Below are 23,261 nucleotides of genomic sequence, written 5' to 3' on the forward strand. Positions count from 1 at the left end.
GGGTGCATGGGTTGATTGGCCTTCACAGCATCCTGCTTATTCCTTCGGATGAATCATCTCTTCCGGCCGCACGATCCGGTCAAATTCCTCTGCCGTCAGCAGACCGCTCGCCAGCGCAGCTTCCCGAAGGGTCGTGCCCTCTTGATGCGCGCGTTTAGCGATCGCGGCCGCATTCTCGTATCCGATATGCGGATTGAGCGCCGTCACCAGCATCAGCGACCGCTCCATATTGCCGCGAATGACTTCGAGATTCGCTTCGATGCCGACCGCGCAGTTCCGGTCAAACGAATCCATCGCATTCGACAGCAGGCGTGCCGATTGCAGGAAGTTATAGATGATCACCGGCTTGAATACGTTCAGCTCGAAATTGCCCTGGCTTGCCGCGAACCCGATCGTTGCATCGTTCCCCATCACCTGGCATACCACCATCGTAAGCGCCTCGCTCTGGGTCGGATTTACTTTGCCCGGCATAATCGAGCTTCCCGGCTCGTTGGCCGGTATGGTCAGCTCCCCGATGCCGGAGCGGGGCCCGCTCGCCAGCCAGCGCACGTCATTGGCGATCTTCATCAGATCGGCAGCCAGCGCCTTGAGCGCTCCGTGCGCAAAGACCACTTCGTCATGGCTTGTCAGCGAGTGGAATTTATTGCTGGCAGAGGTGTAGCTTTTGCCGATCTGCAGGCTGATTTCCGCCGCGGTCATCTCGCCGAATTTCGGATGGGCGTTGATGCCCGTACCGACGGCCGTTCCGCCGATCGCCAGCTCCCGCAGCGGCTCGATCGAAGAAGCGACCATAAGCTCGCATTTCTCAAGCATACGGTGCCAGCCGCTGATTTCCTGCCCCAGCGTAAGCGGCGTGGCATCCTGAAGATGCGTGCGGCCGATTTTAATGAGATCCTTGTACTCCTCGCTCTTCTCTTTCAGCGTCTTCTTGAGCCGTTGAAGCGACGGCAGCACGCTGTCCTCCAAGGCGATAACGGCCGCCATATGCATCGCCGTCGGGAAGGTGTCGTTGGAGCTTTGGGATTTATTCACGTCATCGTTGGGGTGAATGCGCTGGTCGCTGCCTTTTTCCTGAAGCAGCTGGTTCCCCCGGTTCGCGATAACCTCGTTCACGTTCATATTGGACTGCGTGCCGCTGCCTGTCTGCCAAACGACAAGGGGAAAATGCTCATCATGCTTGCCTTCAATGATTTCATCGGCCGCGACGGTAATGGCCCAGACCTTATCTTCATTCAGCTTGCCGAGCTTGCCGTTAACAATCGCGGCGCTCTTCTTCAACACGGCGAACGCCCGGATAATCTCCTTCGGCATCGTTTCCGTGCCGATCCGGAAATTCTCGGAGCTGCGCTGCGTTTGGGCGGCCCAGAGCTTATCGGCAGGCACCTTCACCTCACCTAACGTATCCTTCTCAATACGGTACTCCATCTTGTCTTCCTCCTTTGGCATCCTTGATTTCAGCATTAAACGCTTTATATTCCATCTCCCCTATTATGGCACAGTCTGGCGCTGGAGAAAAATGCCGCGGCATGGAGAAGCGTAATGAGAGCACGGGTGAGGATTGCAGACGGCGGGGCGAAGAGAGATGAAGCACGAAGGAGGATTGCAAACGACGTGGAAAAAAGGCGGACTAGCGATTCATGCCAGCCATTCAAACCAGCGCCCATGACCGTCGGCTCTAAGGATGGTCTGTTCGCTCGATATGCCGCCGACAATAAAGTCGGCATGGAGATCGCCATCCCACATGTTGTTGTACACATGGACGATGTCGCGTTGTTTACCGATCGTGCTCAGATGATGGAGCAGCCGATGTTTGTTATCCTCGGGAATCTGGTTGGCTACATGCGTATGAAAGACGCATACGACGGCCTCTCCGGGAATGTCCCTCACAAGATCGGGCAGCAGCTCCGTCCCGTCCCCTTCTATAAACCGAATATCAGACCGGCTCTTAAGAAGAGCTGCGGCCTGCTCGAGCATCGATACCCGGCGGGGGTTGCCCGGCCAGATGAGCGCCCGCAGCCATAATACATCCTCCGCGCTGTGCACATCGTTCACGTGAAGATCGATCCCCATCCGGTAGACGACCGGGGGACTAGAAGAGAGCAGAAACGGGGCCTTCCCGCCCCTGATCTCGGAATCGATGCGAACGGCGGACTCCTTCTTGCCGTATGCCTCCTGGCCGCCGTAAGCATAGCTGTACTGATCCCACAGCAGCTGCAGTCCGGCGCTGCACCCCAGCTCTACAAGGGCGAGCGGCTTTTGCACCTTGGCGTACACGGAGCAGAACACCGGAAAAAGATACGCGCAGCGCCGGACCTCGTTCGTCTGCACCCGCTTGCTTCGGAGGATCCCTATAATCTCCTCCCTATGCTCCAGCACAAATGTCCGAAAATGCGGATAGCTTGCCTCCATTTCCTTCGGCTCCTCCGCGAGCCCCGGATAGTAGGCGCTAAGCGCCGCCCCCTTGCCCTTCAGCAGCAAGTACTGAACCGCGCCGAACAGCAGATTGGGCAGCTATCGCCAAAACCTCCGCATCGCCGGCGATCTGCCGCGCCAAATGCGCGTACAAATCGCTGGATCCCGGAAATTCCTTATCGGCAAAATGCTGAAACACCCTCACCAGCCGCTCCTGATCCATATGTCACTCTCCTAACTAAAAAGTTATAGACCGGTCTAAGACCATGTTACATCTTTCCAGCCGCGCTTTGGATTGCGATCTTTTATCGGTCCGATAAGAGAAACAATGGAATGGTTCAGGACCTATTCAATTATGCGCCGGGGCGGTCCAGCCGATACAGCCCGCGATACCTTGGGTAGCGCTCCATCAGCTCGTCGTGCGTACCGCGCATGACGACTTTCCCTTGCTCCAAGAACAGGATCTCATCCATCTGCTCGACGCCGACGAGATGATGGGTCACCCAGATCAGCGTCCGGTCCTGAAGGCTGGAGAAAATGGTAGAGAGCAGCTCGCGCTCCGTTCTGGGATCCAGCCCGACCGTCGGTTCGTCAAGGATAACGACCGGACTCTTCTGCAGCAGAATGCGGGCAAGGGCCACTCGCTGGCGTTCTCCTCCTGAAAAACGCTGCCCTGCTTCCTGCATGCGGGTATGGAGGCCGTCCGGAAGGGAATCGACCAGCGTAGTTAGCTGGGCCATCGCAGCGGCCTGCCGGATATCCTCTTCCGTGGCATCCGGTCGTCCGAGCCGGATATTGTTTGCCAGCGTGGTGTCGAATAGATGAGGGCTCTGATTCAGGACGGAAATCACGGACGAGATATCGTCGCCAAAACGCGCAGCATCCGTGCCGCTGATCGTGACCGTGCCCGATGAGGGTGTCAAGACGCCCTGGATAAGCTGCAGCAGGGTCGATTTGCCGGCTCCTGAACGTCCGATGACCGCCACCTTGGCTCCGGCGGGAACGTCAAGGGAAATGTCCCGGAGCGCGTGTGTACCTTTGTCCAAACAGCCTGATGCTGTCGCGCCTGCCCAACGTGCCGAATGTGCTGCATCTGTCGCTTCTGGTTGATATGCTGTATCTGCCGCTTCTGGTTGATATGCCGCATCTGCCGGATCTGGTGAGTGTGCTGTTGTTGAATATGCTGCTTCAGCCGCATCTGGCGAAGGTGCTGCTGGTGAATGTGCTGAGTGTGCTGCATCAGTCCCATTTGCATCGTATTGAAACGAGACGGCCTCCAGCTTTATATGCGCGCCGCTTCGAATGACGGCATCCACTTCGCCCCGGCTCAATGACAGCTGCTCCGGGTATCCAGTGGTGGCGGAGCCCTCTCCATGCCCGATGGCCTTCAGTCTCTGAACCGATTGACCGTACAGCGGAATCCGCTCTACCGCCTCGGACACCGGCAGAAAAGCGTCCATCAGTGGAAACACCGCAAGCACCATCGCCGCGATCAGCGTAACGTCCAGTGAACCGCCCGCATACTCCTTGCCAGCTACATACACGACCGTGACGACCGTTACCGCAACGACCGTCTGCCCGATGAAGCCGCGCAGCCGCGCCCACCGCTTGAGCGCCCGGTCGGTCCGGTCCACCTCGGCTTCATCCTCCTCGTATCCCGTCAGAAACTGCTGCTGCCGGCCGCTGACGTACCATTCATGCATGCCAAGCACCGCATCGGTCAGCTTCTGGTACAGCCGGTTCCTTGCCTGCTTCATCTCCCGGTTCTTCCGCTTCGTCAGCAGCAGGGAAATGAGCGGCAGCACGAATACCAGAACGGCCACATACAAGGCCAGCAGAAGAGCAAATCCCGGATCGAATCGTCCAGCGGCCGCAATCACGCCGGCATATAGGACCAGCGCCACGAACGACGGAAATACCGTGCGGATGTAGACGTCCTGCAAATATTCAATGTCATCGGAGAGCACGCCGAGGAGATCGCCGGTCCGGTAGCGGGAAGTTAACCGGAGTGCCTGAGGCTCCAGAATCCGGTACAGCCTCAGCCGCATCCGGGACAGGATACGGAGAATCGTATCATGCCCCACAAGGCGCTCCGCATAATGCAGGACGGCGCGTCCGATCCCGAATGTACGGACACCTACCGTCGGCACGTACACCATCAGAATGTTCTCCGGTCGGAGCGCGGATTTGGAGATTAAATACCCTGACGTAAACATCAGCATGCACGCAAACAGAACGGTAAGCACGCCGAGCATGGCAATCAGCAGAAAGCGCCAGAAATTTGCCGTCACATAAGGCCGAAACCACGATTCCTGCTTCATCCGACTCCCTCCATCTGCGAAGTAATCAACCCGTAATACACGCCCTTCAATTGCATGAGCTCCTCATGCGTTCCCGTCTCTGCGACGCGCCCCCGGTGGAGCACGATGATAACATCCATATCCCGCATCCAGTGCAGTCTGTGCGTAGCAAGGAATACCCACTTGTCCCGGAATAGGGACAGCATCGTCTCTTTCAGCTCATATTCCGTCTCGATGTCAAGATGGGCCGTCGGCTCATCCAGCAGCAGCACCTGCCGCCCGCCGAGCAGCGCTCTCGCCAAGGCGACGCGCTGGGCCTGCCCGCCGCTTAAGGCTCGCCCTCCAGCTCCAATCATTTCATGAAGTCCATTCGGCAACTTGCGCACAAGGTCAATCAGTCCCGCCGCCTCAACAGCGGCCCGTACGTCCGCATCGGAAGCATCCGGCGCATAGAACCGCACATTATCCTCAAGCGTACTGCTGAACAAATACGGATGCTGCAGCATATACGTCACCCCGCTTCGCCATGCCTTGCGGTTCCCTTCCTCCAGCTTCACGCCGTTCAGCTTGATCTCACCTGCGGTAGGAGCCGCAAAGCCGCCAAGCAGATCAATCAGCGAGGATTTGCCGGCTCCGCTCTCCCCCACGATCCCGATCCTGCCTTTGCACGGGATCCGGAAGCTAACGTCCTGCAGGGAAGCCGGCCCGTGCTCTTCATGCCGCAGGCCGACACCGGACAGCTCCAGCATGCTGCAATCATCCCATCGAAATACAGGCCGCGAGCTTTCACGGTAAGTTGAATTATCCTTAATTTTAAGTATCGGGGCCGAGAGAGGCGTTCCAACTGTAACCGCCCTATCGGTTGTCGCCGCATGGGCCACAGCGGCTTCGCCGAAGCCAACGGCGCCCGCATTCCGAGCAGTCTCCGCCGCTTCCGGCTTGCCGGTCTCCTCGGCCCGCGATGCCCGAATGATCGACTGCATCGCTTCCCCCGCCTGCTTGCCGTCCAGCGTCGCATGGAAATCGGCGCCGACCATCCGCACCGGAAGGAAGTACTCCGGCGCGAGAATCAGAACCAGCAGCGCCGGCAGCAGCTCGATACTTCCGTTTATGAGCCGCAGACCAAGGTTGACCGCAACGGACGCAACGGACAGCATGGTGAAGAAGTCCAGCGCGAAGGAGGACAGAAAGGCCACGCGCAAGGTGCGCATGGTCGCTTTCCGGTAATCTTCGCTGACCTGCCGAATGCTGCCGCTGTGCTTGCGGCTCTGGCCTAGAAATTTCAGCGTCATAAGCCCCCTGAGCGAGTCGACGAAATGATTGGACAGCATCCGGTAAGAATCCAGCTGCCGCTCAGTCTGCTTCCTTGCAGCGAGGCCGACAAGAATCAGGAAGGCAATCAGAATCGGCATGGTCACGAGCAAAATAATGCCCGAAATCCGGTCGGTCATGAATACGTACAGCCATACCAGCGCAGGAGTTATGCCCGCGCCCATCATCCGGGGGATGGTCAGCTCCGCATATTTGCGGAACTTGCCGATGCCCTCCAGCACAAGCGTAACCACATTGCCCGTTCCTTCCTTCCGGATCAGCGCCGGCCCTCTCCGGAAGAGCACGCCGAGCAGCTCCTTACGAAGGCTTGTGCCGGTCTGCTCCGCAAAGCGCTGCGCAATCCCTTGCTGGATGGCTCCGACCCCGTGCCGCAGCAGAAAAGCAAGCAGAAACAGGGCAATGGTTCCCCCCTGCTCCTGCAGCGAGGCCCCCGCGAACAGCGCGGAAACCGTCTCTGCAAGCCATTTGGCCTGCAGGAGGATGGCCATGCTCTGTGCCAGGGTACATACGGCGACCAGTAGAAACGTCGTCTTGGCGCCACGGTAACCCAGCAGATCTTTTCCCATCAGTATTCCAGATGCTCCTTCTCATGTACCCGTTTGTGGAAAACGAAGTAACTCCAGATTTGATAACCCAAGACGAAAGGCAGCAGCGTGACGGCCACGATGGTCATCACCTTCAGCGAATACGGGCCGGAAGCCGCATTATAGATCGTCAGATCGAACGCCTGGCTGATAGAGCTGATCATGACCCGCGGGAACAATCCCGCGAACACGGAGGTTACCGTAAGAGCGATCACGGCGCCGGTCATCCCGAACGCCCAGCCATCCCGCTTCAGGCTCATGAAATATCCGCCGAGCAGGAAGGCCAGCAGCGCCAGCCCCAGCAAAACGGCGATCAGGCCGCCCCGCCGCTCGAACACGTTCGTCATGAAATACGTCATGACGCCGAATGCCGCGAACAGTCCCGCAACCGGAAGCAGCAGCTTCCGTGCCATGGAGCGTGCGCGCTCTTGCAAGTCCGAGGTCGTGCGAAGCGTCGTGAACATCAAGCCGTGCAGCAAGCACAGCAGCGTCATCGTCAGCCCGCCGACCACCGTATAGGCATTGACGATATCGAAGAAACCGGCGTGCATTTCCATTGCTTCGTTGATCGGCAGCCCCTGGATCAGGCAAGCAAATACGACGCCGAGCAGGAACGGAGGCAGCACGCTGCCTGTGAAAATGGCGCCGTCCCATACCTTTTTCCAGCGGGCATTCCCCACCTTCCCCCGGAACTCAAAGGCTACGCCGCGGCCGATCAAGGCCAGCAGGAGGAAGACAAGCGGAATGTAGAACCCGCTGAACAAGGTCGCGTACCAGTTCGGGAACGCCGCGAACATTGCGCCCCCTGCCGTTAGCAGCCATACCTCGTTCGCGTCCCAGAACGGGCCGATGGAATTGATGAGCACGCGGCGCTCCGTGTCGCTTTTGGCTAGAAGCTGCGTGGACATCCCAACGCCGAAATCAAAGCCCTCGAGAAAAAAGAACCCGATAAACAATACCGCAACCAGCACAAACCATACTTCATTAAGAGACAGCATTGTAGCCCTCCTTGTTAAACGGATCGCTTGCGTGGCGGTGGTCCGCCTCCTCCGCATACGGCCCTTTCTTAATCACCTTGACGAACAGATAGGCCATGACAGCCGCCAGCACCGCGTAAATCGCCGTAAACACGATCAGCGAGAACAGAATCGACCCGGCGCTGACATTCGGCGAAATGCTGTTCTCCGTCGTAATGAGCCCGAACACCGTCCACGGCTGGCGCCCGATCTCCGTCATAATCCAGCCCGAGCTGTTCGCTATGATCGGCAGGGAGATGCCAATCAGCATCATGCTCAGGAACCACTTCCCGGCCTGCTCGACCTTTTTGCGCAGCATCAGCCAAGCACCGTACAGACCAAGCAGAATCATGGCCGTTCCGGCCGCCACCATAATCCGGAAGCTCCAGAAGGTCGTGCGCACCGGAGGAATATAATCGCCCGGGCCGTATTCCTGCTCGTACTGGTACTGCAGCTCTTTCATCCCGATCACTTCGCCGCTAAATTTGCTGTAAGACAGGAAGCTGAGCAAATACGGGACTTTGAATTCCGCCGAGTTCTCCTGCTTATCCGGATCGATCGACGCAAAGACCGTCCACGGCGCCGGGTCCTCGCTCGTTTCCCACAGGCCCTCCGCAGCAGCCATCTTCATCGGCTGAGTCTGCACGAGGTACTGCGCCTGCTGGTGGCCGAACACCGCAACCAGAATGGAGGTAATCAGGCCAACCACAATCGCGAGGTTGAACGATCTTTTGAAAAAGTCCAAGTCCTGCTTCTTCATCAGCTTATACGCGCTCACCCCGGCTACGAGGAAAGCGCCGGTAGCCAGCGCCCCGAAAATCGTATGCGGGAACTCCACCAGCAGCTGACCGTTCGTGATCAGCGCGAAAAAGTCGTTCATCTCCGCCCGACCGTTGTTGATCTCGAATCCGACCGGACGCTGCATGAACGAGTTGGCGGCCAGAATCCAGAACGCCGACATCAAGGTGCCGAAGGACACCAGCCAGATGCTCAGCAGATGGACCTTCTTCGAAAGCCGGTCCCAGCCGAAGATCCACAGGCCGATGAACGTCGATTCGAGGAAAAAGGCCAGCAGTGCCTCGATCGCCAGCGGCGCGCCAAACACGTCCCCGACGAACCGGGAATAATCGGACCAGTTCATACCGAACTGGAATTCCTGCAGAATCCCCGTCACTACGCCGACCGCAAAGTTAATGAGAAGCAGCTTGCCCCAGAATTTGGCCATCCGTTTATACACGTCCTGGCCTTTGAAAACGTACATCGTCTCCATGACGGCGATCAGAAACGCCAACCCGATGGAGATCGGTACGAAAATAAAGTGAAAAATAGTTGTCGATGCGAACTGTATTCGCGCCAGCATCACCGGATCCATAACATACCCCTTCCTTTAGCTCACGTCATCATTTTAAATTTGATTCTTTTGGTATTGTCGCAGACTGGAGCAGGCAGGATTGTGATTAACATCACAATATCGGAGTCGAAAACGGATAAAAAGTTATAAATTTGTGACAAAAATCACGAGGTCCCGAACTTAAAAGGGACAGGCCCGCCATCCCTGGTGAGCCTGCCCCTTGTATACTATACCACGTGCCTCTCCCGGCGCGCGTCGTTCCTCATCACTGCTGCACGACCCTCGTCGTTATTGCTCGTACGATGCGGCATGCAGATCATTGCATTAGCTTGTACATTTTATTGAACCGGACCCACCTCAGTCTCGATCAGCTTAAACTCTATCACATCCGCAATCCCGCGATTTGTGATGCGGATTTCCGGAATGACCGGGAGTGCGATGAGGGAGAAGGTCATGAACGGCGCGTTGATGAAGCAGCCAAGCTCCTTCCACGCATCCTCCAGCGCCGCCACTTCCTCGGCCACGACTTCCACCGGACGGTCAGCCAAAAGGCCGGCGATCGGCATAGCCACCTTCGCCAGCACCTTCCCGTCCCGGACGACGATCATGCCGCCGCCGCAAGCCGCCAGCTCATTGGCGGCAAATGCCATATCGTCCACATTCGTGCCCATCACCAGCAGGTTGTGGCTGTCATGGGCCACGGTCGAAGCGACCGCACCCGACTTCAGACCGAAGCCGCTCGCGAACCCTAGCGAGATTTGGCCGGTTCCGCGGTGACGCTCGATACAGGCAAGCTGCACGACGTCCTGCTCCAGGTCCGGCCGGATGATACCGCCCTCCACCGGGAGAACCGCCGTCATTTTAGCTGTACGGGCACTGTTCTCAATGACGCGCACGACATTGACTTCCGTTCGCGCTGCCGAACCCGATTTGCTGCGGAGCAGGAAATCTTCCGGGGTGAGGGCCCGGGCTAGACGCACCGATTGATAAGCCTTCTCCGGGTATTGGTAGGACGGAAACTCCACCACAAGGCGGCCGTTCTCCGCAACGACCTCGCCATCGGCAATGACGACCGATGGAACCATGCGCTTCAAATCGTCAATGAGCAGGATGTCCGCCGATTTTCCCGGGGAGATGCTGCCGAGGTCCAGCTCCATTCCGAAATAGCGAGCAACGTTGATCGTGCCCATTTGAATCGCGGTTACGGGGTCAACCCCTTCTTCCATCGCCCGCCGCACGATATGGTTCATATGGCCGAGCCGCACCAGCGTCTGCGGGTATACATCGTCGGTAATGAGCGACATGTTGTCCGTGCGCACCTTATCCTCGGTCACCACTTTGATGACCTCCTTGATGTCCTGCCATGCCGAACCCTCGCGGATCATCAGATGCATCCCGAGCCTAACCTTCTCCAGCGCCTGCTCCCGTGTCACCGTCTCGTGGTCGGAGCTAACCCCTGTAGCCAAATAAGCCTGAAGCATTCGGTCATCCTCAGCCGGAAAATGTCCGGTTACCGTCTTGCCCGCACGCAGCGTTGCTTCAATCTCTCCGAGCATCGTCGGATCGCCGTTCACGACGCCTGGGAAGTTCATTACTTCACCGAGGCCTGCCGTGCCGGGCCAGGTCAGCCCCTCTTCGATATCGGATACGCCAAGCTGGGCGCCGCCATCCTCCAGATCGAATGTTGCGGGGACGCAGGAAGGAATGGTCGTGAATACCTTCAGCGGCAGCTGCTGACCTTCCTCATGCATCCAGCGCACGCCTTCCATACCGAACACGTTGGCAATCTCGTGCGGATCCATATAGATACCGGTCGTTCCGCTTACGATGGCCGCCTTGGCAAATTCGGTCACCGTCAGCATCGTGGATTCGACGTGCATATGGCCATCAAGCAGTCCCGGCGTAATATACCGCCCTTTGCCATCAATCACTTTCGTGCCCTCGCCGATGGTATGATCCGCATTGCCGATATAGGCAATGCGCCCGGCTGCAACCGCCACGTCCATATTCGCTTGAAGCTCGCCCGTAAATACGTTGACCAGCGTGCCGTTCTTGATCACCAGCTCGGCTGGCGACTGCCCCAAAGCAACCTGTCCCAGCTGCCGGCTGACCTCGTATCGTTTATGTCTTTTGCTTGAACTCATGATGATTGCACGCTCCCCTTTTTTGCTGATTGGATATCTACGCAGTGAGTCTGATGATGCCCTTCATCGCAAATTTTTCACGCATGGAGGGAGGGGCCCATGGTTTAGATCAATACGATCCCCCTGAGCTGCGGAACGCAAAACAACCCGGACAGCGTACCTGCCCGGGATGCCTAAAGATTGAATTCATCAAGATGAGAAAGTCCCTTGCTTATCTGCTGCGCTCGCGTAATATTGCCGCTGATTCCGGATTAGACCTTGCGCCGGTCCCACTCGGACGAATACGTGAAACGCCACGCGTACCGGGGTACCGCCATGCCTCGCGATTCCCCTTCAAAGCTCGGGCTGTCCTATTCTCATCTTTTATGTAGTCAAGTCATTTACGGTAACCTGGTAGAGACGCCTGGGCCCTATTCCCCGGCATATACATCAAGATTTGCTGCTAAGACCTTTACCCTATTCAATTCTACTCATTTGTTGTTAGAATTATAATCCTCCTGTCCAAGAAGTCAAGTGACAGGAAGGAACCGGCCTCTTTAGGAAATACCAGGATGCCGCCAAAATCATGGCCGCAAGCCAGAAGCCTATGTATCGAATGAAGCACCCCTGTATTACAGGCTGACTTCGGCTGGAGCCTTTGATACCTTTTTGGCGTACAGCATCATCAGCGGAATGCTGACGGCAAACGCCCCCGCAACAAGCAGGAACGGAATGCGCGGATCGATGCCATAAGCCCAGCCTCCGATCACGCCGGAAGGCGTAATCACGATCAGGATAAGCACCTGGAGCAGCGCGAATATTTTAGCCCGGTTATCGTCATCAATGGCATTCGCAACCGCCGTTTCAAGATACGGATAGGTCATCATCGTTCCAACCGCCGCGATGATCGTGCTTACGCTGAGCACGACAAGGTCGCCCTCCGGGGCGATGACGAGAACGACGTTCGCAAGCACCGAAATGATGAATCCCCAGACCATCGTCCGGTTCACTTTGGACTCACTGATCCGCGGCATGATCCATCTCATGAACATCAGCATGATGATGGAGGAGAATGCCGGAAAGACGGAAATCAATCCGCTGCCGAGATGCAAATATTCCACCATAAAAATAGAGACATAGGTCGTCTTCACGGTCATCTGAAAGTTAAACAGAATATAAACGCCGAAGATGATCAGCAGGAGCGGGCTTTTCAGCATGCCCTTCATGACGGATATATAGTCGACCATGCCTTCGCGCAGGCTCATGGACTTTGTCTCCTTCATCTTGCGGTAGCCGATCTCCGTCTCCCGGGTCGCATAATGCCTGCCGATGAATTGAATCGTCATCAGGATACAGGCCAGCACGAACATGATCCGCACTCCAGGCACCAACGAGAAGTGATACACCAGCAATCCCCCGAGTGGGGCGAACAAGCCCCCTACTACGCTGATCAGCTGCAGCAGCGTAAACACATACGTCCGCTCCTTAGGGGCCGTGTCTTCAACAAGCAGGCAATAAAACGCCGTATGGGGCACTTTTTGAAAACCGTTGATTACAGCCGCGATGACAAAGAACCAGAAGTTTTGCGAGACGGCCCATAGCAGCGTAGCGATGCTCCAGCTGAGCACGTCGAAATAGAGCAGCGCACGCTTGCGGCCCATCCGGTCCGTAAGATAGCCGCTAAGAAACGAGGAAAGCACTTGGACGAGCAGGCCGATCGAGGTGATCCAGCCGATTCCCGTCTCGGTTACGCCAAGCTGGTACATAAAGATGGAGCTGTACGTCGCAAACATGCTGTAGGGAATCAGGAACAGCGGTTCATAGACGAGACAGCCCCTGGCATTACCGGTTAATTGCCGAAAAGAAGTTGAGCCCATGGATGTCCTCCGGTCGATAGATAGTAAGCAAATGAAATCATTTCCAGGCTATTATAGCGCACCAAGGATCGCAGCGGGTGGATTTTTTTGCAGCTATCCGGCCGAGATCGGCAATCCCGCATTCAGGCGTGCAACCCTAGTTATAGAGCCGATTCCTGCCGGCATCCGCTCTCACTTTCCCCTCGAATCCTTGCCGGTATCGGGCTCATCCCCGTCTCCCTGCCCAGCCTCAGGCAGCAGTACGGTAATGGTCGTGCCCCGACCCAGCTCGGACCAGATGCCTACCTTGCCTGCATGAGCCTCCACGATGGCCTTCGCAATGCTCATCCCGAGACCCGAGCCGTCCACGCTCTCCTCCGTGTTCGTTCCGCGGTAATACCGCTCGAACAGGTTAGCCTTCGTCTCCTCGTCCATGCCGTTGCCCTGATCCGCGACGATGATTGCGGCACCGCCAGGCCGGCTTTCGACCCGAACCTCGATCTTGACCCCTTCCGGATTATGCTTGACCGCATTGATAATCAGGTTATCCATGAGGCGCTGCAGCCACTTCGCATTACCGTTCACGAGCAGCGGCGTTTCCCCGCCGATATAGGTAAAGGTCGCTTCATTCAGCGTGGCATCGTTCACGTATTTCAGCACACAGCGGCGGACCAGCTCATTCAGATCGAGCGGGATAAGCTCCTGCGGGCGGATCGTGCTCTTGAGGCGGAACACGAGCGAGAAATCGTCGATCAGTTCCAGCATATAATCCCCTTTTTCCCGGATGACGGTGCCCATCTCCCGCAGCTCCTCCGCACTCCAATCATTCGGAGCGCTTTCCAGCATGTAACCGTAACCCTGAATGGAGGAGAGCGGAGTACGCAGATCATGCGATATCCCCGACATCCATTCCTCCCGGTTCCGTTCCAGACGTTCGCGTTCCCGTTCAGCCTCTGCCAGCTGCTCGGCCATCCGGTAAAAAGAATGGATCACTTCCTTGTACAGCTTATATCGCATGCGAAGCTTGCCGTTCTTGCGGAAGACCCGTTTGCGGTCTTTCGGCGTCAGCACTTCTTCATACGCTCCGCTGCCCATCCGCTCGAACCAGCCGGTAAAGAGCAGTAACGGGCGACTGTAACGATAGCCGTGCCAGATCGCAATGGCGAGCGAGAGAAGCAGCACGCTCATCATGGCCCACAGGGCGACGCGTATCAGCTCGTTCATCATCGGCCGTTTCCCCAGCGCTTCATCCTGCGGGGTATGGTAGATCCAGGTGTTGCCGCTGTTCTTGTCCCGAAATACGGCAATATGCGTCGAATAGGTACCCGGCTGCTCCTGCATGGCGATGATCTCCAACGGGTGGTACTCCGACTTATCTCCGGCGCCTTCCCCGAGCGACTGCACGATACGGCCTTCCCCGTCAATGATATGGAGGTAGCCGCCTGCGCCGCCAAGCTTCCCTTGCAGCTCCCTTTCGAATTCAGGGTCGACAAGCCCGTCCTTCTCATAAGCGGCCACCCAGTCCAGGAGCTGGTCCGATCCGGCATCGACCCGACCTGCCAGGAACAGCAGCGGTTCTTTATAGAACAGGTCCATCTGCCAGTCCATCGTATATTTGCCGAGCCTCCGTTCTTCCTTTATGGCGAGCAGGGTGCTGACGGAGTACTCGCTTGGAACATCCGAAGGGGTATTCGTGGCATGAATGACGTTCCCTTCCATATCGACGACCTGAAGCCACATGCCGCTCTCCTGCAGCAGCACCTTCCAATGCTCCTCCAGCTGAACGCTCCCCTTCTCCGCAACGGTTTCCCCGACGATGCTGTCCAGCACCCCTGCCGGGAAGTTCCGCTTGATCTCCTCGTTGCTGATATGACTAATAAGGAAAAACATCAGCACGATGATAAAACAGAACATGAATGCCGAGAATGCAATCAATTGATAGGTAAAATGAAAGGCAAGCCTTCTTCGCAGTCTCATCGGCCGCTCTCCTTGACGAGCTTATAGCCGAGTCCCCGAACCGTAAGCAGATACTGCGGGTTGCTCGGATCCTCCTCGATCCGCTCCCGGATGCGCCGGATATGCACCATCACGGTATTGTCCTCGCCCATGCCGTCAATGCCCCATACCGCTTCGTACAGCTGGGATTTGGAGAAGACGACGCCGGGATGCTTGCAGAAATACAGCAGCAGCTGGAACACCTGCGCCGGACACGGCACCGGTTCCCCAAGGACCGTCAGCTCGCCGGCAGCCTCATCCACTCTAAACCGGCCGAAATCCCAGGAGCTTCGAATAACGGCCGGACTGACTGCCGCATTCGTTCCGATGCCGCCGCGCCGCAGCCGCGCTTTGATCCGGGCCGCAATCTCCAGCGGATTAAACGGCTTGGTCACATAATCGTCCCCGCCCATGGCAAAGCCGGTGAGCACGTCAAGATCCGAAGCCTTGGCTGTAAGAAACAGGATGTGCGGACTTCCGTAGGCACGCAGCTGAGGACACAGATCAAAGCCCGTGCCGTCGGGCAGCATGACGTCCAGCAGCACGAAGTCCGCGCCATGTGCAGCGATTTCCCGAAGGGCCTCCTTGCAGCTGGCGGCCGTGTATATCCGGTTGAAGCCTTCTTTGCGCAGCACCATCTGGAGCATTTTCACGATCGAAGGCTCATCATCTACTATTAAAATTCGTGTATTGTCCATAATTCTCACCCGTACATTATGCTAGCACAGCAACCTTAACAGGAGTTAAACAAATGCCGGAGGCGTTAAGAAAAAGTTAGGTTGCCGTTTCCTTTATATTCAAGTGCAATGGCTATACTTATGGCTAAGAGGTGATGATGTGTGAGTACACATAAACGTTCAACGGTCGTCGACGCGATTCGCGGGTTAAGCCTGGCGGGCATTCTGATGGCCAATATGCTCATTTTTCAATACGGCATGTTCGGAAAGGATGAGCTGCATTTCTTCCAGCCCTCCGCGCTGGATACGATCAGCCACAATATCCTGAAGGTATTCGTGGAAGGCAGCTTCATGCCGATCTTTACCTTCCTGTTCGGCTACAGCATGGTGATGATGAGGGAGAGCCTTACAGCCAAAGGCCTGAAATACGGACGCAGCTTCTCCCGCCGCTCTGTGCTGCTGATCGGACTCGGTCTGCTGCACTCGACCTTTATTTGGGAAGGCGACATTCTATTGTTCTATGGGGGAATCGGCTTCTTTCTGCTCCTGTTCGTGAAACGCAAGGCGAAGACGCTGCTGATCTGGGGAATTATTCTGCTGGCCCTCATGACGGCCCTTGGATACGGCTCCATGGAACCGACTCCGGAAGACGCCTCCCGAATGGAAGCCTATGTGACCAAATCAATCGAGGTCTACGGCAGCGGCAGCTTTGGTGAAATCATGGATTTTCGGTCAAACGAGGAGATGCCGCTCAATCTGCCAGATTGGCTGATGCTCCTTGTGGTCCTGATCGCTCCGCTTATGAGCGCCCCGATGTTCCTGTTCGGCATGGCGGCGGCCAAACGGCGACGCTTCCTCCATCCGTCCATGGAAATCCGGCTGTATATCCGGTGGGCGCTGCTCATTCCCGTCGGCCTTGCGCTGAAGACCGCCGGCGTAATGCTGGGCACGACGCATGAATGGAACGGCATCTTCATGATGCTTGGCGGCCCGCTGCTGGCTCTAGGGTATATTTACTTGTTTGCTTCGTTATACGCCTTCTCATCAAGGCAATCGGTCGTGATCCGGGCATTCGAGGCGGTGGGCCGCATGTCGCTGACCAACTATTTGACGCAGAGCGTCGTCTGCGTGCTCATCTTCTACGGATTCGGACTCGGCTTGTTCGGCAAGCTCGGCGTGCTGCAAGGGGCGCTTTTGGCGATCGGCATCTATGCGGTGCTGGCAGCAGGCAGTCTGCTGTGGCTGAAGCGATTCCGCAGCGGTCCCGTGGAGAGACTGCTCCGGATGGGCACCTATTGGTCCTGGAGCGGCCGGCCCAAGACCAAGGCCGCTCCGGCTCCGGCCATCGATACGCCGGGCGAGGGGCCGGCGGCAACGTAAGCATCAGGGGTACAAGAGGCAGCCCGCTCGGCCCGCCTCACCTGCACCGGCTCCCCCAAGATGAAATCGGTCCGTCCGTTCCTGTATAATGGACATACGTTAGAGGAACAGGATGAATGAAAAGGAGGATGCGGCATGCTGGTTGTGACCAACTCGATTAAAGTGAAGCCCGGCCACGGCAAGGAGATCGCACAGCGATTCGCTGAGGCCAAAGGGGTTCAGGAAATTGAAGGATTCGTGCGGATGGAGGTATGGCATGAAGCCAAGGAAGGCGCCGAAGCCGAGGAACTGAAGGTATCTACCGTTTGGGAGGATGAGGAAGCATTCAAGCGCTGGACGTCCAGCGAATCGTTCCGCCAATCCCACGGTCAGGGCCGTAACGAGAATATATTAGGCGCTTCCCTGAATAAATACGAGCTGCTGATTAGCCATTCCAAGTAAGGCAGCGAAAAACGGAAGGCACGTAAAATTGGTTTAAAAGATAAAGGCCTCGGCGCACGTCTCCAAGAATGTGCGCCGGGCGACAGATTGTGCGAAACACAATTAGATCCAGCTGCAGGCATATCGGGGAAGCTCTCCCTTTGCCTGTCAGCTGGATTCTTATTTTTATAGGGACTGTTACCCCAGCCAGTTCCCGCCGCCATCAAAATCACCAAATACAATGACGTCCGAATGGTTATATTAAGCAGGACACGCTTGTTATCTCATATTTTGATGCAAAGGAGCCGAATCATTAATGGAAAGCACCCATGATTTCGTAGAAAAAATGAATGAGAATGCGGAGAAAGCCCGCCGCAACAAAAACAACGGCAAAGGGACGCCTAGCGACAAACTCCCGACGAAGCAGCACGGGACAAAAAAATGAAGCCGGCCTCGTCCGCGATCCCGTCAAGATCGCGGATGAACCGTCTCCACCGATACCGTCCCGCCTGCACACCGGTTTCTTACTATAAGCTCGCGGAAGCCTGCTTCAGCAGGGCAGAAAGCGCCTGCTCATCCACATCCTGTCCTTGGGCAATTTTCATCGTTTTCCGCTCCGGCGGTCCATCAAATGTATCCTCCGGCCATGCCAATCCCTCCGCGTTAAAAATCGTAAAGCTCACCGCGCTCTTGGCAACGCTGATCACGGCCGCGTATTTTCCGTTTTTCAAGAAATGCGGCTTTTTGTACTGCATCCGTTCCTGAACCTCCGGGATCGCGTTGTGGACAAGCTCCCTGAGATTCGTACTCAACTCGATCTTCCAGGCATCGCCTAATGCTTCGATGTAATCGGACACTTCTTGGTTTTGGTTCATTTTTTACAGCTCCCTCTATGTCACTGGATAATGGGCTCACGCTGCAGTAATGCTGCGAAGGCATGTATCCTAAGCACATGCGATCATGTCAAAACGCCAAACACGCTACCGACAAGCTTTATGCTCACTCACTAGGTATGACCGGTATCTTGGAGATCCACGTTCTTATGCCTAGCCCTGCTTCACCAGCTGCCACGTCATGCCGAACCGGTCCACGAGCTCGCCGTAATAGAAATTCCCCCATGGCTGAAGGGCAAACGGATATTTCTCCACGCCTCCGGCGCTCAGGTTACGGTAAGCGGTGCGTGCAGCCTCCTCGTCATCAAACGATAGCGACAGTCCCATATTAGCGCTCAGTTCCGCATCTTGAAAGGCATCCGACATGATTAACGTATTCCCTCCCGCCAGTGTCATCGATAGATGCATCACTTTATCCTTGCTCGATTCCGGCGTGCCCGGAGCGTCCCCGAAGGTAGACAACGCATGGATTTCTCCTCCGACCGCTTCGATATAGAACGCGGCTTGTGCTCTCGCGTCACCGGAAATAATAAATGGAATCAATTGTGCTTGCATATTCTTCATCCTCTTTTCATTTGTTTTTTAATAAGATGTTAGGCAAGTACGTAAAGTGTTCCTACGATCGCTGTTGCTCCCAAATTTCTTAATCTGATGAATTCATATTAGGGTAGAAATTCGGTCGCAAAGGCGACCACTAAGCTTATGCTTCCGATGTAGCTTTCATTTAGAAAGCTTTAGACTTCTTCGGAATCACTTTACTCCCTTGCTAATATCTCATTTTTTTGTTCATCTTATATAAGTGACGAACGGCCATCGCCCAAATCGACATCCACTCGAAATTTTTTCGAAAAATTTTTTGTATGGGAGAGAGCCCACCGTTATTCGCCGCTTGACGCGCATTCCGCGGCACGGCTAAGCAATAATTGCTTCTCCCGCTGGTTATCGGTCAGCGAAGCGGCTCGCTTGAATTCTTGGCATGCCTCATCCAGCCGACCCAGCTTGAACAGCAAATCTCCTCTGACGCTTGGCAGAAGATGGTATCCTTTCAGAGACGGCTCGGCTTGTAAAATGTCCACGATCTCAAGCCCGATCTCCGGCCCGAACGCCATGGAAAGCGCGACCGCCCGGTTCAATTCCACAATCGGGGAAGGGGAGACCTGAGCGAGCGCCTCATACAAGGCCGAAATCCGGATCCAGTCGGTATCCTCGGCCTTCGGCGCACCCGCATGGCAGGCGGAGATCGCGGCCTGGATCGCATACGGACCGGTCATGCCGCCCAGCTGCTCCACCCGCTCCAGCGCGGCAAAACCGCGCCGGATCAGCAGGTAGTCCCATAGTCCCCGGTTCTGATCCATGAGCAGAACCGGCTCGCCGCGTTGATCCACCCGGGCCTTGAAGCGGGAAGCCTGAAATTCCATTAACGCCACCAAGCCGTGGACCTCCGGCTCCGCGGGCGCAATCTCGGCCAGAATCCGTCCGATGCGAAGCGCCTCCTGGCACAGGAGCGGCCTTATCCACTGGCTGCCCGATGTCGCGGCATATCCTTCGTTGAACATTAGATAAATGACCTCAAGCACCGACGAAAGCCGCGGTTTAAGCTCCGGACCTTGCGGAATTTCGAACGCCACCCGGGTCGCGGACAGCGTCCGCTTGGCACGGACGATCCGCTGCGCGACGGTTGCCTCGGAAGTCAGGTAGGCATGGGCGATCTCGGCCGTCGTGAGCCCGCCAAGAAGGCGCAGGGTCAGGGCGACCCGCGCCTCCGGCGAGAGGACCGGGTGGCAGGTCATGAAGATCAGCCGCAGCAGATCATCCCCCACCTCGCCGGGTTCCGGCACATCCGGCTCGGAATCGGCCCACGGCTCCTGCTCCCGGCCAATCAGCTCATACTTCCGATCGCGCAGCTTGTTTCGACGAAGCATGTCCAGCGCTTTACGCTTGGCCACGGTCATCAGCCAGCCGCCCGGATTCTCCGGCATTCCCGTCTCCGGCCACCGTTCCAGTGCGGTCACGAGCGCGTCCTGCGCCAGGTCCTCCGCCAGTCCGATATCGCGCACCATTCGAGTCAAATGGGCAATAATCCGGGAGGACTCAATTCTCCAGATTGCGTCTATCGTACGATGTGTGTCCATGGATCCCTCTATCGCTTCTGCCGCTCGATATGCTCACGCATCTCATATTGCTGGGCCTGGGATTCGGGATCCTCCGTCAATTCAGTCGGCTCGAACACCTGCCGAAGCTCGATCTGCCCCGCGCCATACCCGTGAGGGTCCGGCATGCGCATCGCCCACTCGATCGCCTCTTCCCGCGATTTCACTTCGATCAACGTATAGCCGGCGATCAGTTCCTTGGCCTCGGTGAAGGGCCCGTCCGTCACCTTCGGTTTCCCTCCTGGCTCCGGATACGAAATCCGGATCGCGCCTGAGCTTGGATGCAGTCCGTCCGCTGCGAGCAGCACGCCGGCCCGGGCCAGCTCCATGTTGTACCTCATCATGGCGTCAAGCTGCTCCTTGCTCGGCAGCACACCCGCCTCGGAATCCTCGGTTGCTTTTACAATCATCATAAATCTCATGGGAAGTTCCCTCCTGTTATCAAATAGGACCTCGAAATCGGGCCTTTACTAGTTCAACGAACAACCGACTAGGGAATCGACATGGCAAAAACATTTTTTAGAGAAAAAAATCAACTATCAACCATTTCGTGAGTAAACGGAGGATTCCTTTTATAAAAAAGACAGCTAGAGAGATTTATTGCTCGGCGACATTGTCACGTAAAAGGGGACTCCCGCTGGGAGTCCCCTTTGTCATATCAAAAAATATCCATGCTCAAATACCGTTCGCCCGTGTCCGGCGCAATGCAGACGACCCGCTTTCCTTCGCCCAGCCGCTCGGCGACGCGCATTGCCGCGAATACCGAAGCGCCGGAGGACGGCCCCACAAGGATCCCCTCCTTGCGGGCCAAGTCCCTTGCCGTCTGCAGCGCATCCTCGTCCGCAATCTGAATAATTTCATTATAAATGCCGGTATTCAGAATCTTTGGCACGAACCCCGGACTCGTCCCCACCAGCTTATGAGGACCCGGCTGCCCGCCGGAAAGGACAGGAGAGCCCTTGGGCTCCACGACCGCAATATGCAGGTCCGGCAGATGCCTCCTTAGCTCCTCGCCCGTGCCCGTTACCGTTCCGCCGGTGCCGGCCGTAGCGACAAACGCATCCAACCGTCCTTGGGTCTGCTGCAGAATTTCCGGGGCAGTCGTGGCGCGATGAATATCCGGATTGGCTGCATTCTCAAACTGCTGCGGAATGAAGCTCCCGGGGATCTGCTCCCGCAACTCAAGGGCCTTCGCAATCGAACCCGGCATGCGCTCGCTGCTCGGCGTCAGGACAACCTCGGCCCCGTAGGCCTTTAGCAAATTGATCCGTTCCTTGGACATATTATCCGGCATAATGAGGATGGCGCGATACCCTTTGGCAGCGGCGATCATGGCAAGTCCGATGCCGGTATTTCCGCTGGTCGGCTCGATAATGGTGCCGCCGGGCTTAAGCAGGCCCTTCGTTTCCGCCGTATGAATCAAATTGTAAGCGGCCCGGTCCTTCACGCTGCCGGACGGGTTGAATTTCTCCAGCTTCACATAGATCTCGGCCGCCCCTGGCGGCGCGAGACGCTGAAGCTTTACCATCGGCGTCTCCCCGATCATATCTGCAACGCTTTTATAAATGTTGGCCATGATGCTTCATACTCCTTATATGTTCAAAAATTATATTCAAAAATAATATTCCCGCGGTTTCTGTCATCATTTATCTAACAAAGGTAATAAGCTTACTCGGATTATAGGAGAGTTTCCTCTCGCTTGTCAATGAAGCTGTCTGCTGAGAACGTCCATACCTGACAGCCGCCAAGCCCGCTTTATGGTATGCTGTTCATGAGATTATCCCGATCGGGGATCCGTAATCGCCATACGGCCCCTTGTTTGATCACGGATAAGAGGAAACCTTGTTCACATATGTGGCAACTATAACGAACCGAAGATGGTATATAGCCATTGTACAATAGAGGAGGCGCAAGAAAGCGTGAATACCCCGCTGTCACTGCAACATCAACCGATCCTCCTGCTGGATCGGACCGACGATTTGAATTCAGATGATGTGCTGCTCCATTTTGCATTGGATGAGCTGTTATGCCGGCAGGCCGGAAGCGGCGGTCCTGCCGTGTGTCATTTGTGGCGCCACCCGAGGGCGTTTGTCATGGGCGCTCGAGACAGCCGTCTTCCGCAAGCGCCCGAAGGGGAAACATGGCTCCGCTCCCTTGGCTACGACACTGCCGTCCGCCACTCTGGCGGCGCAGCCGTGCCGCTGGACCCCGGCGTCGTCAATGTGTCCCTGATCGTTCCCTTTCAATCGGCCGGCCCGGCACCGGACTTTCATCAGGATTTCGAGCTGATGGTTGCGCTGATCCGCCAGGCGCTTCAAGGCACGGAACGGCAAGTAGACACCGGCGAAGTCGCAGGCGCCTTTTGCCCGGGAACGTTCGACTTAAGCATCGACGGCCTTAAATTTTGCGGCATCGCCCAGCGGCGGCAGCGGAAGGCTTTCATTGTCCAGGCTTTCGTTATCGCGGAGGGGTCCGGCAGCGAGCGTGCCCGGCTCGTCCGTACCTTTTACGATATCGCAGCCGCAGGCGCCGACCCGAAGCTGTACCCGGTCGTGGAGGATACCAGCACCGCCAGTCTGGAGCAACTGACGGGGATCGGCACGGGCGAAGACGCCGTACACCGCTTTGTCGACGATGTGCGGAACGTGATCCGGAGCTGGCAGGCGGATCAGGATTTGACCGAAGCCGCCGCCTCATTCGCCATGCCGGAGGCCGAGAGCATCCGTACGATGGCCATGCAGATGCGTCAGCGGTATCAGCGAACAGAATAAC

The 23,261-nt window shown here is 56.6% G+C and carries 18 protein-coding genes, 1 pseudogene and 1 riboswitch; of the genes and pseudogenes, 4 read left to right on the forward strand and 15 right to left on the reverse strand.

Annotated elements, in window-relative coordinates:
• Positions 1-36 precede the first annotated feature (36 nt).
• From fumC to J2Z18_RS01205, 10 genes and pseudogenes are all read right to left on the reverse strand, one after another.
• A complete protein-coding gene (fumC, locus tag J2Z18_RS01160; protein ID WP_210094040.1) occupies positions 37-1,425 on the reverse strand; it encodes a class II fumarate hydratase in 1,389 nt (462 codons plus the stop codon).
• Positions 1,426-1,635: 210 nt separating this feature from the next.
• Positions 1,636-2,635: pseudogene (locus tag J2Z18_RS01165) on the reverse strand (DUF2332 domain-containing protein).
• 130 nt (positions 2,636-2,765) lie between these two features.
• Positions 2,766-4,733 carry an amino acid ABC transporter ATP-binding/permease protein gene (locus J2Z18_RS01170; protein ID WP_210094041.1) on the reverse strand — a complete coding sequence of 656 codons (1,968 nt, stop codon included), beginning with the start codon at positions 4,731-4,733 and terminating at the stop codon, positions 2,766-2,768.
• Positions 4,730-6,610 carry a thiol reductant ABC exporter subunit CydD gene (cydD, locus tag J2Z18_RS01175; RefSeq protein WP_210094042.1) on the reverse strand — a complete coding sequence of 627 codons (1,881 nt, stop codon included), beginning with the start codon at positions 6,608-6,610 and terminating at the stop codon, positions 4,730-4,732. The genes J2Z18_RS01170 and cydD overlap by 4 nt, the downstream gene beginning before the upstream one ends.
• A complete protein-coding gene (gene cydB / locus J2Z18_RS01180) occupies positions 6,610-7,626 on the reverse strand; it encodes a cytochrome d ubiquinol oxidase subunit II (protein ID WP_210094043.1) in 1,017 nt (338 codons plus the stop codon). Before cydB ends, cydD begins: the two co-directional genes overlap by 1 nt.
• A complete protein-coding gene (locus tag J2Z18_RS01185; protein WP_007128889.1) occupies positions 7,613-9,016 on the reverse strand; it encodes a cytochrome ubiquinol oxidase subunit I in 1,404 nt (467 codons plus the stop codon). Before J2Z18_RS01185 ends, cydB begins: the two co-directional genes overlap by 14 nt.
• Positions 9,017-9,333: 317 nt before the next feature.
• Positions 9,334-11,139, reverse strand: coding sequence for an adenine deaminase (gene ade / locus J2Z18_RS01190; RefSeq protein ID WP_007128890.1), 1,806 nt, complete (start codon positions 11,137-11,139; stop codon positions 9,334-9,336).
• Positions 11,140-11,487: 348 nt separating this feature from the next.
• Positions 11,488-11,589: riboswitch (purine riboswitch) on the reverse strand.
• A gap of 161 nt (positions 11,590-11,750) precedes the next feature.
• Positions 11,751-12,995, reverse strand: a complete 1,245-nt coding sequence (locus J2Z18_RS01195; RefSeq protein ID WP_007128891.1) for an MFS transporter — start codon at positions 12,993-12,995, stop codon at positions 11,751-11,753.
• Between the two features lie 171 nt (positions 12,996-13,166).
• Complete coding sequence (locus J2Z18_RS01200; protein ID WP_007128892.1) at positions 13,167-14,951, reverse strand: sensor histidine kinase; 1,785 nt, start codon at positions 14,949-14,951, stop codon at positions 13,167-13,169.
• A complete protein-coding gene (locus J2Z18_RS01205) occupies positions 14,948-15,667 on the reverse strand; it encodes a response regulator transcription factor (protein ID WP_040738309.1) in 720 nt (239 codons plus the stop codon). Before J2Z18_RS01205 ends, J2Z18_RS01200 begins: the two co-directional genes overlap by 4 nt.
• A gap of 141 nt (positions 15,668-15,808) precedes the next feature.
• On the opposite strand from J2Z18_RS01205, the gene J2Z18_RS01210 reads away from it, so the two are divergent.
• The 3 genes from J2Z18_RS01210 (at position 15,809) to J2Z18_RS01220 (ending at position 17,891) form a co-directional block, all read left to right on the forward strand.
• Positions 15,809-17,026 (forward strand): DUF418 domain-containing protein, encoded by a 1,218-nt coding sequence (locus J2Z18_RS01210; protein ID WP_007128894.1) that lies wholly within the window; start codon positions 15,809-15,811, stop codon positions 17,024-17,026.
• 135 nt (positions 17,027-17,161) lie between these two features.
• The gene (locus J2Z18_RS01215) at positions 17,162-17,467 is read left to right on the forward strand and encodes an antibiotic biosynthesis monooxygenase (protein ID WP_007128895.1); all 306 of its coding nucleotides are present in this window, start codon (positions 17,162-17,164) and stop codon (positions 17,465-17,467) included.
• 295 nt (positions 17,468-17,762) lie between these two features.
• Positions 17,763-17,891 (forward strand): DUF4023 family protein, encoded by a 129-nt coding sequence (locus tag J2Z18_RS01220; protein WP_007128896.1) that lies wholly within the window; start codon positions 17,763-17,765, stop codon positions 17,889-17,891.
• An 82-nt stretch (positions 17,892-17,973) separates the two neighbouring features.
• Here the strand turns inward: J2Z18_RS01220 and J2Z18_RS01225 are convergent, their stop codons facing one another.
• The 5 genes from J2Z18_RS01225 to cysK form a co-directional block, all read right to left on the reverse strand.
• A complete protein-coding gene (locus J2Z18_RS01225) occupies positions 17,974-18,321 on the reverse strand; it encodes a DUF1801 domain-containing protein (RefSeq protein ID WP_007128897.1) in 348 nt (115 codons plus the stop codon).
• A 171-nt stretch (positions 18,322-18,492) separates the two neighbouring features.
• Positions 18,493-18,894 (reverse strand): VOC family protein, encoded by a 402-nt coding sequence (locus J2Z18_RS01230; protein ID WP_007128898.1) that lies wholly within the window; start codon positions 18,892-18,894, stop codon positions 18,493-18,495.
• Positions 18,895-19,217: 323 nt separating this feature from the next.
• Complete coding sequence (locus J2Z18_RS01235; RefSeq protein WP_007128899.1) at positions 19,218-20,471, reverse strand: RNA polymerase sigma factor; 1,254 nt, start codon at positions 20,469-20,471, stop codon at positions 19,218-19,220.
• 8 nt (positions 20,472-20,479) lie between these two features.
• Positions 20,480-20,911: a YciI family protein gene (locus tag J2Z18_RS01240; protein ID WP_007128900.1), complete on the reverse strand. Its 432-nt coding sequence runs from the start codon at positions 20,909-20,911 to the stop codon at positions 20,480-20,482.
• A gap of 236 nt (positions 20,912-21,147) precedes the next feature.
• Positions 21,148-22,065, reverse strand: a complete 918-nt coding sequence (cysK, locus tag J2Z18_RS01245; RefSeq protein WP_007128901.1) for a cysteine synthase A — start codon at positions 22,063-22,065, stop codon at positions 21,148-21,150.
• Between the two features lie 343 nt (positions 22,066-22,408).
• Between cysK and J2Z18_RS01250 the strand changes: the two genes are divergently transcribed.
• The gene (locus J2Z18_RS01250; protein WP_007128902.1) at positions 22,409-23,260 is read left to right on the forward strand and encodes a lipoate--protein ligase family protein; all 852 of its coding nucleotides are present in this window, start codon (positions 22,409-22,411) and stop codon (positions 23,258-23,260) included.
• Position 23,261: the final 1 nt, after the last annotated feature.

Source organism: Paenibacillus lactis, assembly GCF_017873605.1.
Taxonomy (GTDB): domain Bacteria; phylum Bacillota; class Bacilli; order Paenibacillales; family Paenibacillaceae; genus Paenibacillus_AQ; species Paenibacillus_AQ lactis.

Coding starts and splice junctions, on each gene's coding strand:
- fumC (WP_210094040.1), bottom strand. CDS start 1,425: ATGGAGTACCGTATTGAGAAGGATACGTTAGGTGAGGTGAAGGTGCCT.
- J2Z18_RS01170 (WP_210094041.1), bottom strand. CDS start 4,733: ATGAAGCAGGAATCGTGGTTTCGGCCTTATGTGACGGCAAATTTCTGG.
- cydD (WP_210094042.1), bottom strand. CDS start 6,610: ATGGGAAAAGATCTGCTGGGTTACCGTGGCGCCAAGACGACGTTTCTA.
- cydB (WP_210094043.1), bottom strand. CDS start 7,626: ATGCTGTCTCTTAATGAAGTATGGTTTGTGCTGGTTGCGGTATTGTTT.
- J2Z18_RS01185 (WP_007128889.1), bottom strand. CDS start 9,016: ATGGATCCGGTGATGCTGGCGCGAATACAGTTCGCATCGACAACTATT.
- ade (WP_007128890.1), bottom strand. CDS start 11,139: ATGAGTTCAAGCAAAAGACATAAACGATACGAGGTCAGCCGGCAGCTG.
- J2Z18_RS01195 (WP_007128891.1), bottom strand. CDS start 12,995: ATGGGCTCAACTTCTTTTCGGCAATTAACCGGTAATGCCAGGGGCTGT.
- J2Z18_RS01200 (WP_007128892.1), bottom strand. CDS start 14,951: ATGAGACTGCGAAGAAGGCTTGCCTTTCATTTTACCTATCAATTGATT.
- J2Z18_RS01205 (WP_040738309.1), bottom strand. CDS start 15,667: ATGGACAATACACGAATTTTAATAGTAGATGATGAGCCTTCGATCGTG.
- J2Z18_RS01215 (WP_007128895.1), top strand. CDS start 17,162: ATGCTGGTTGTGACCAACTCGATTAAAGTGAAGCCCGGCCACGGCAAG.
- J2Z18_RS01220 (WP_007128896.1), top strand. CDS start 17,763: ATGGAAAGCACCCATGATTTCGTAGAAAAAATGAATGAGAATGCGGAG.
- J2Z18_RS01225 (WP_007128897.1), bottom strand. CDS start 18,321: ATGAACCAAAACCAAGAAGTGTCCGATTACATCGAAGCATTAGGCGAT.
- J2Z18_RS01230 (WP_007128898.1), bottom strand. CDS start 18,894: ATGCAAGCACAATTGATTCCATTTATTATTTCCGGTGACGCGAGAGCA.
- J2Z18_RS01235 (WP_007128899.1), bottom strand. CDS start 20,471: ATGGACACACATCGTACGATAGACGCAATCTGGAGAATTGAGTCCTCC.
- J2Z18_RS01240 (WP_007128900.1), bottom strand. CDS start 20,911: ATGAGATTTATGATGATTGTAAAAGCAACCGAGGATTCCGAGGCGGGT.
- cysK (WP_007128901.1), bottom strand. CDS start 22,065: ATGGCCAACATTTATAAAAGCGTTGCAGATATGATCGGGGAGACGCCG.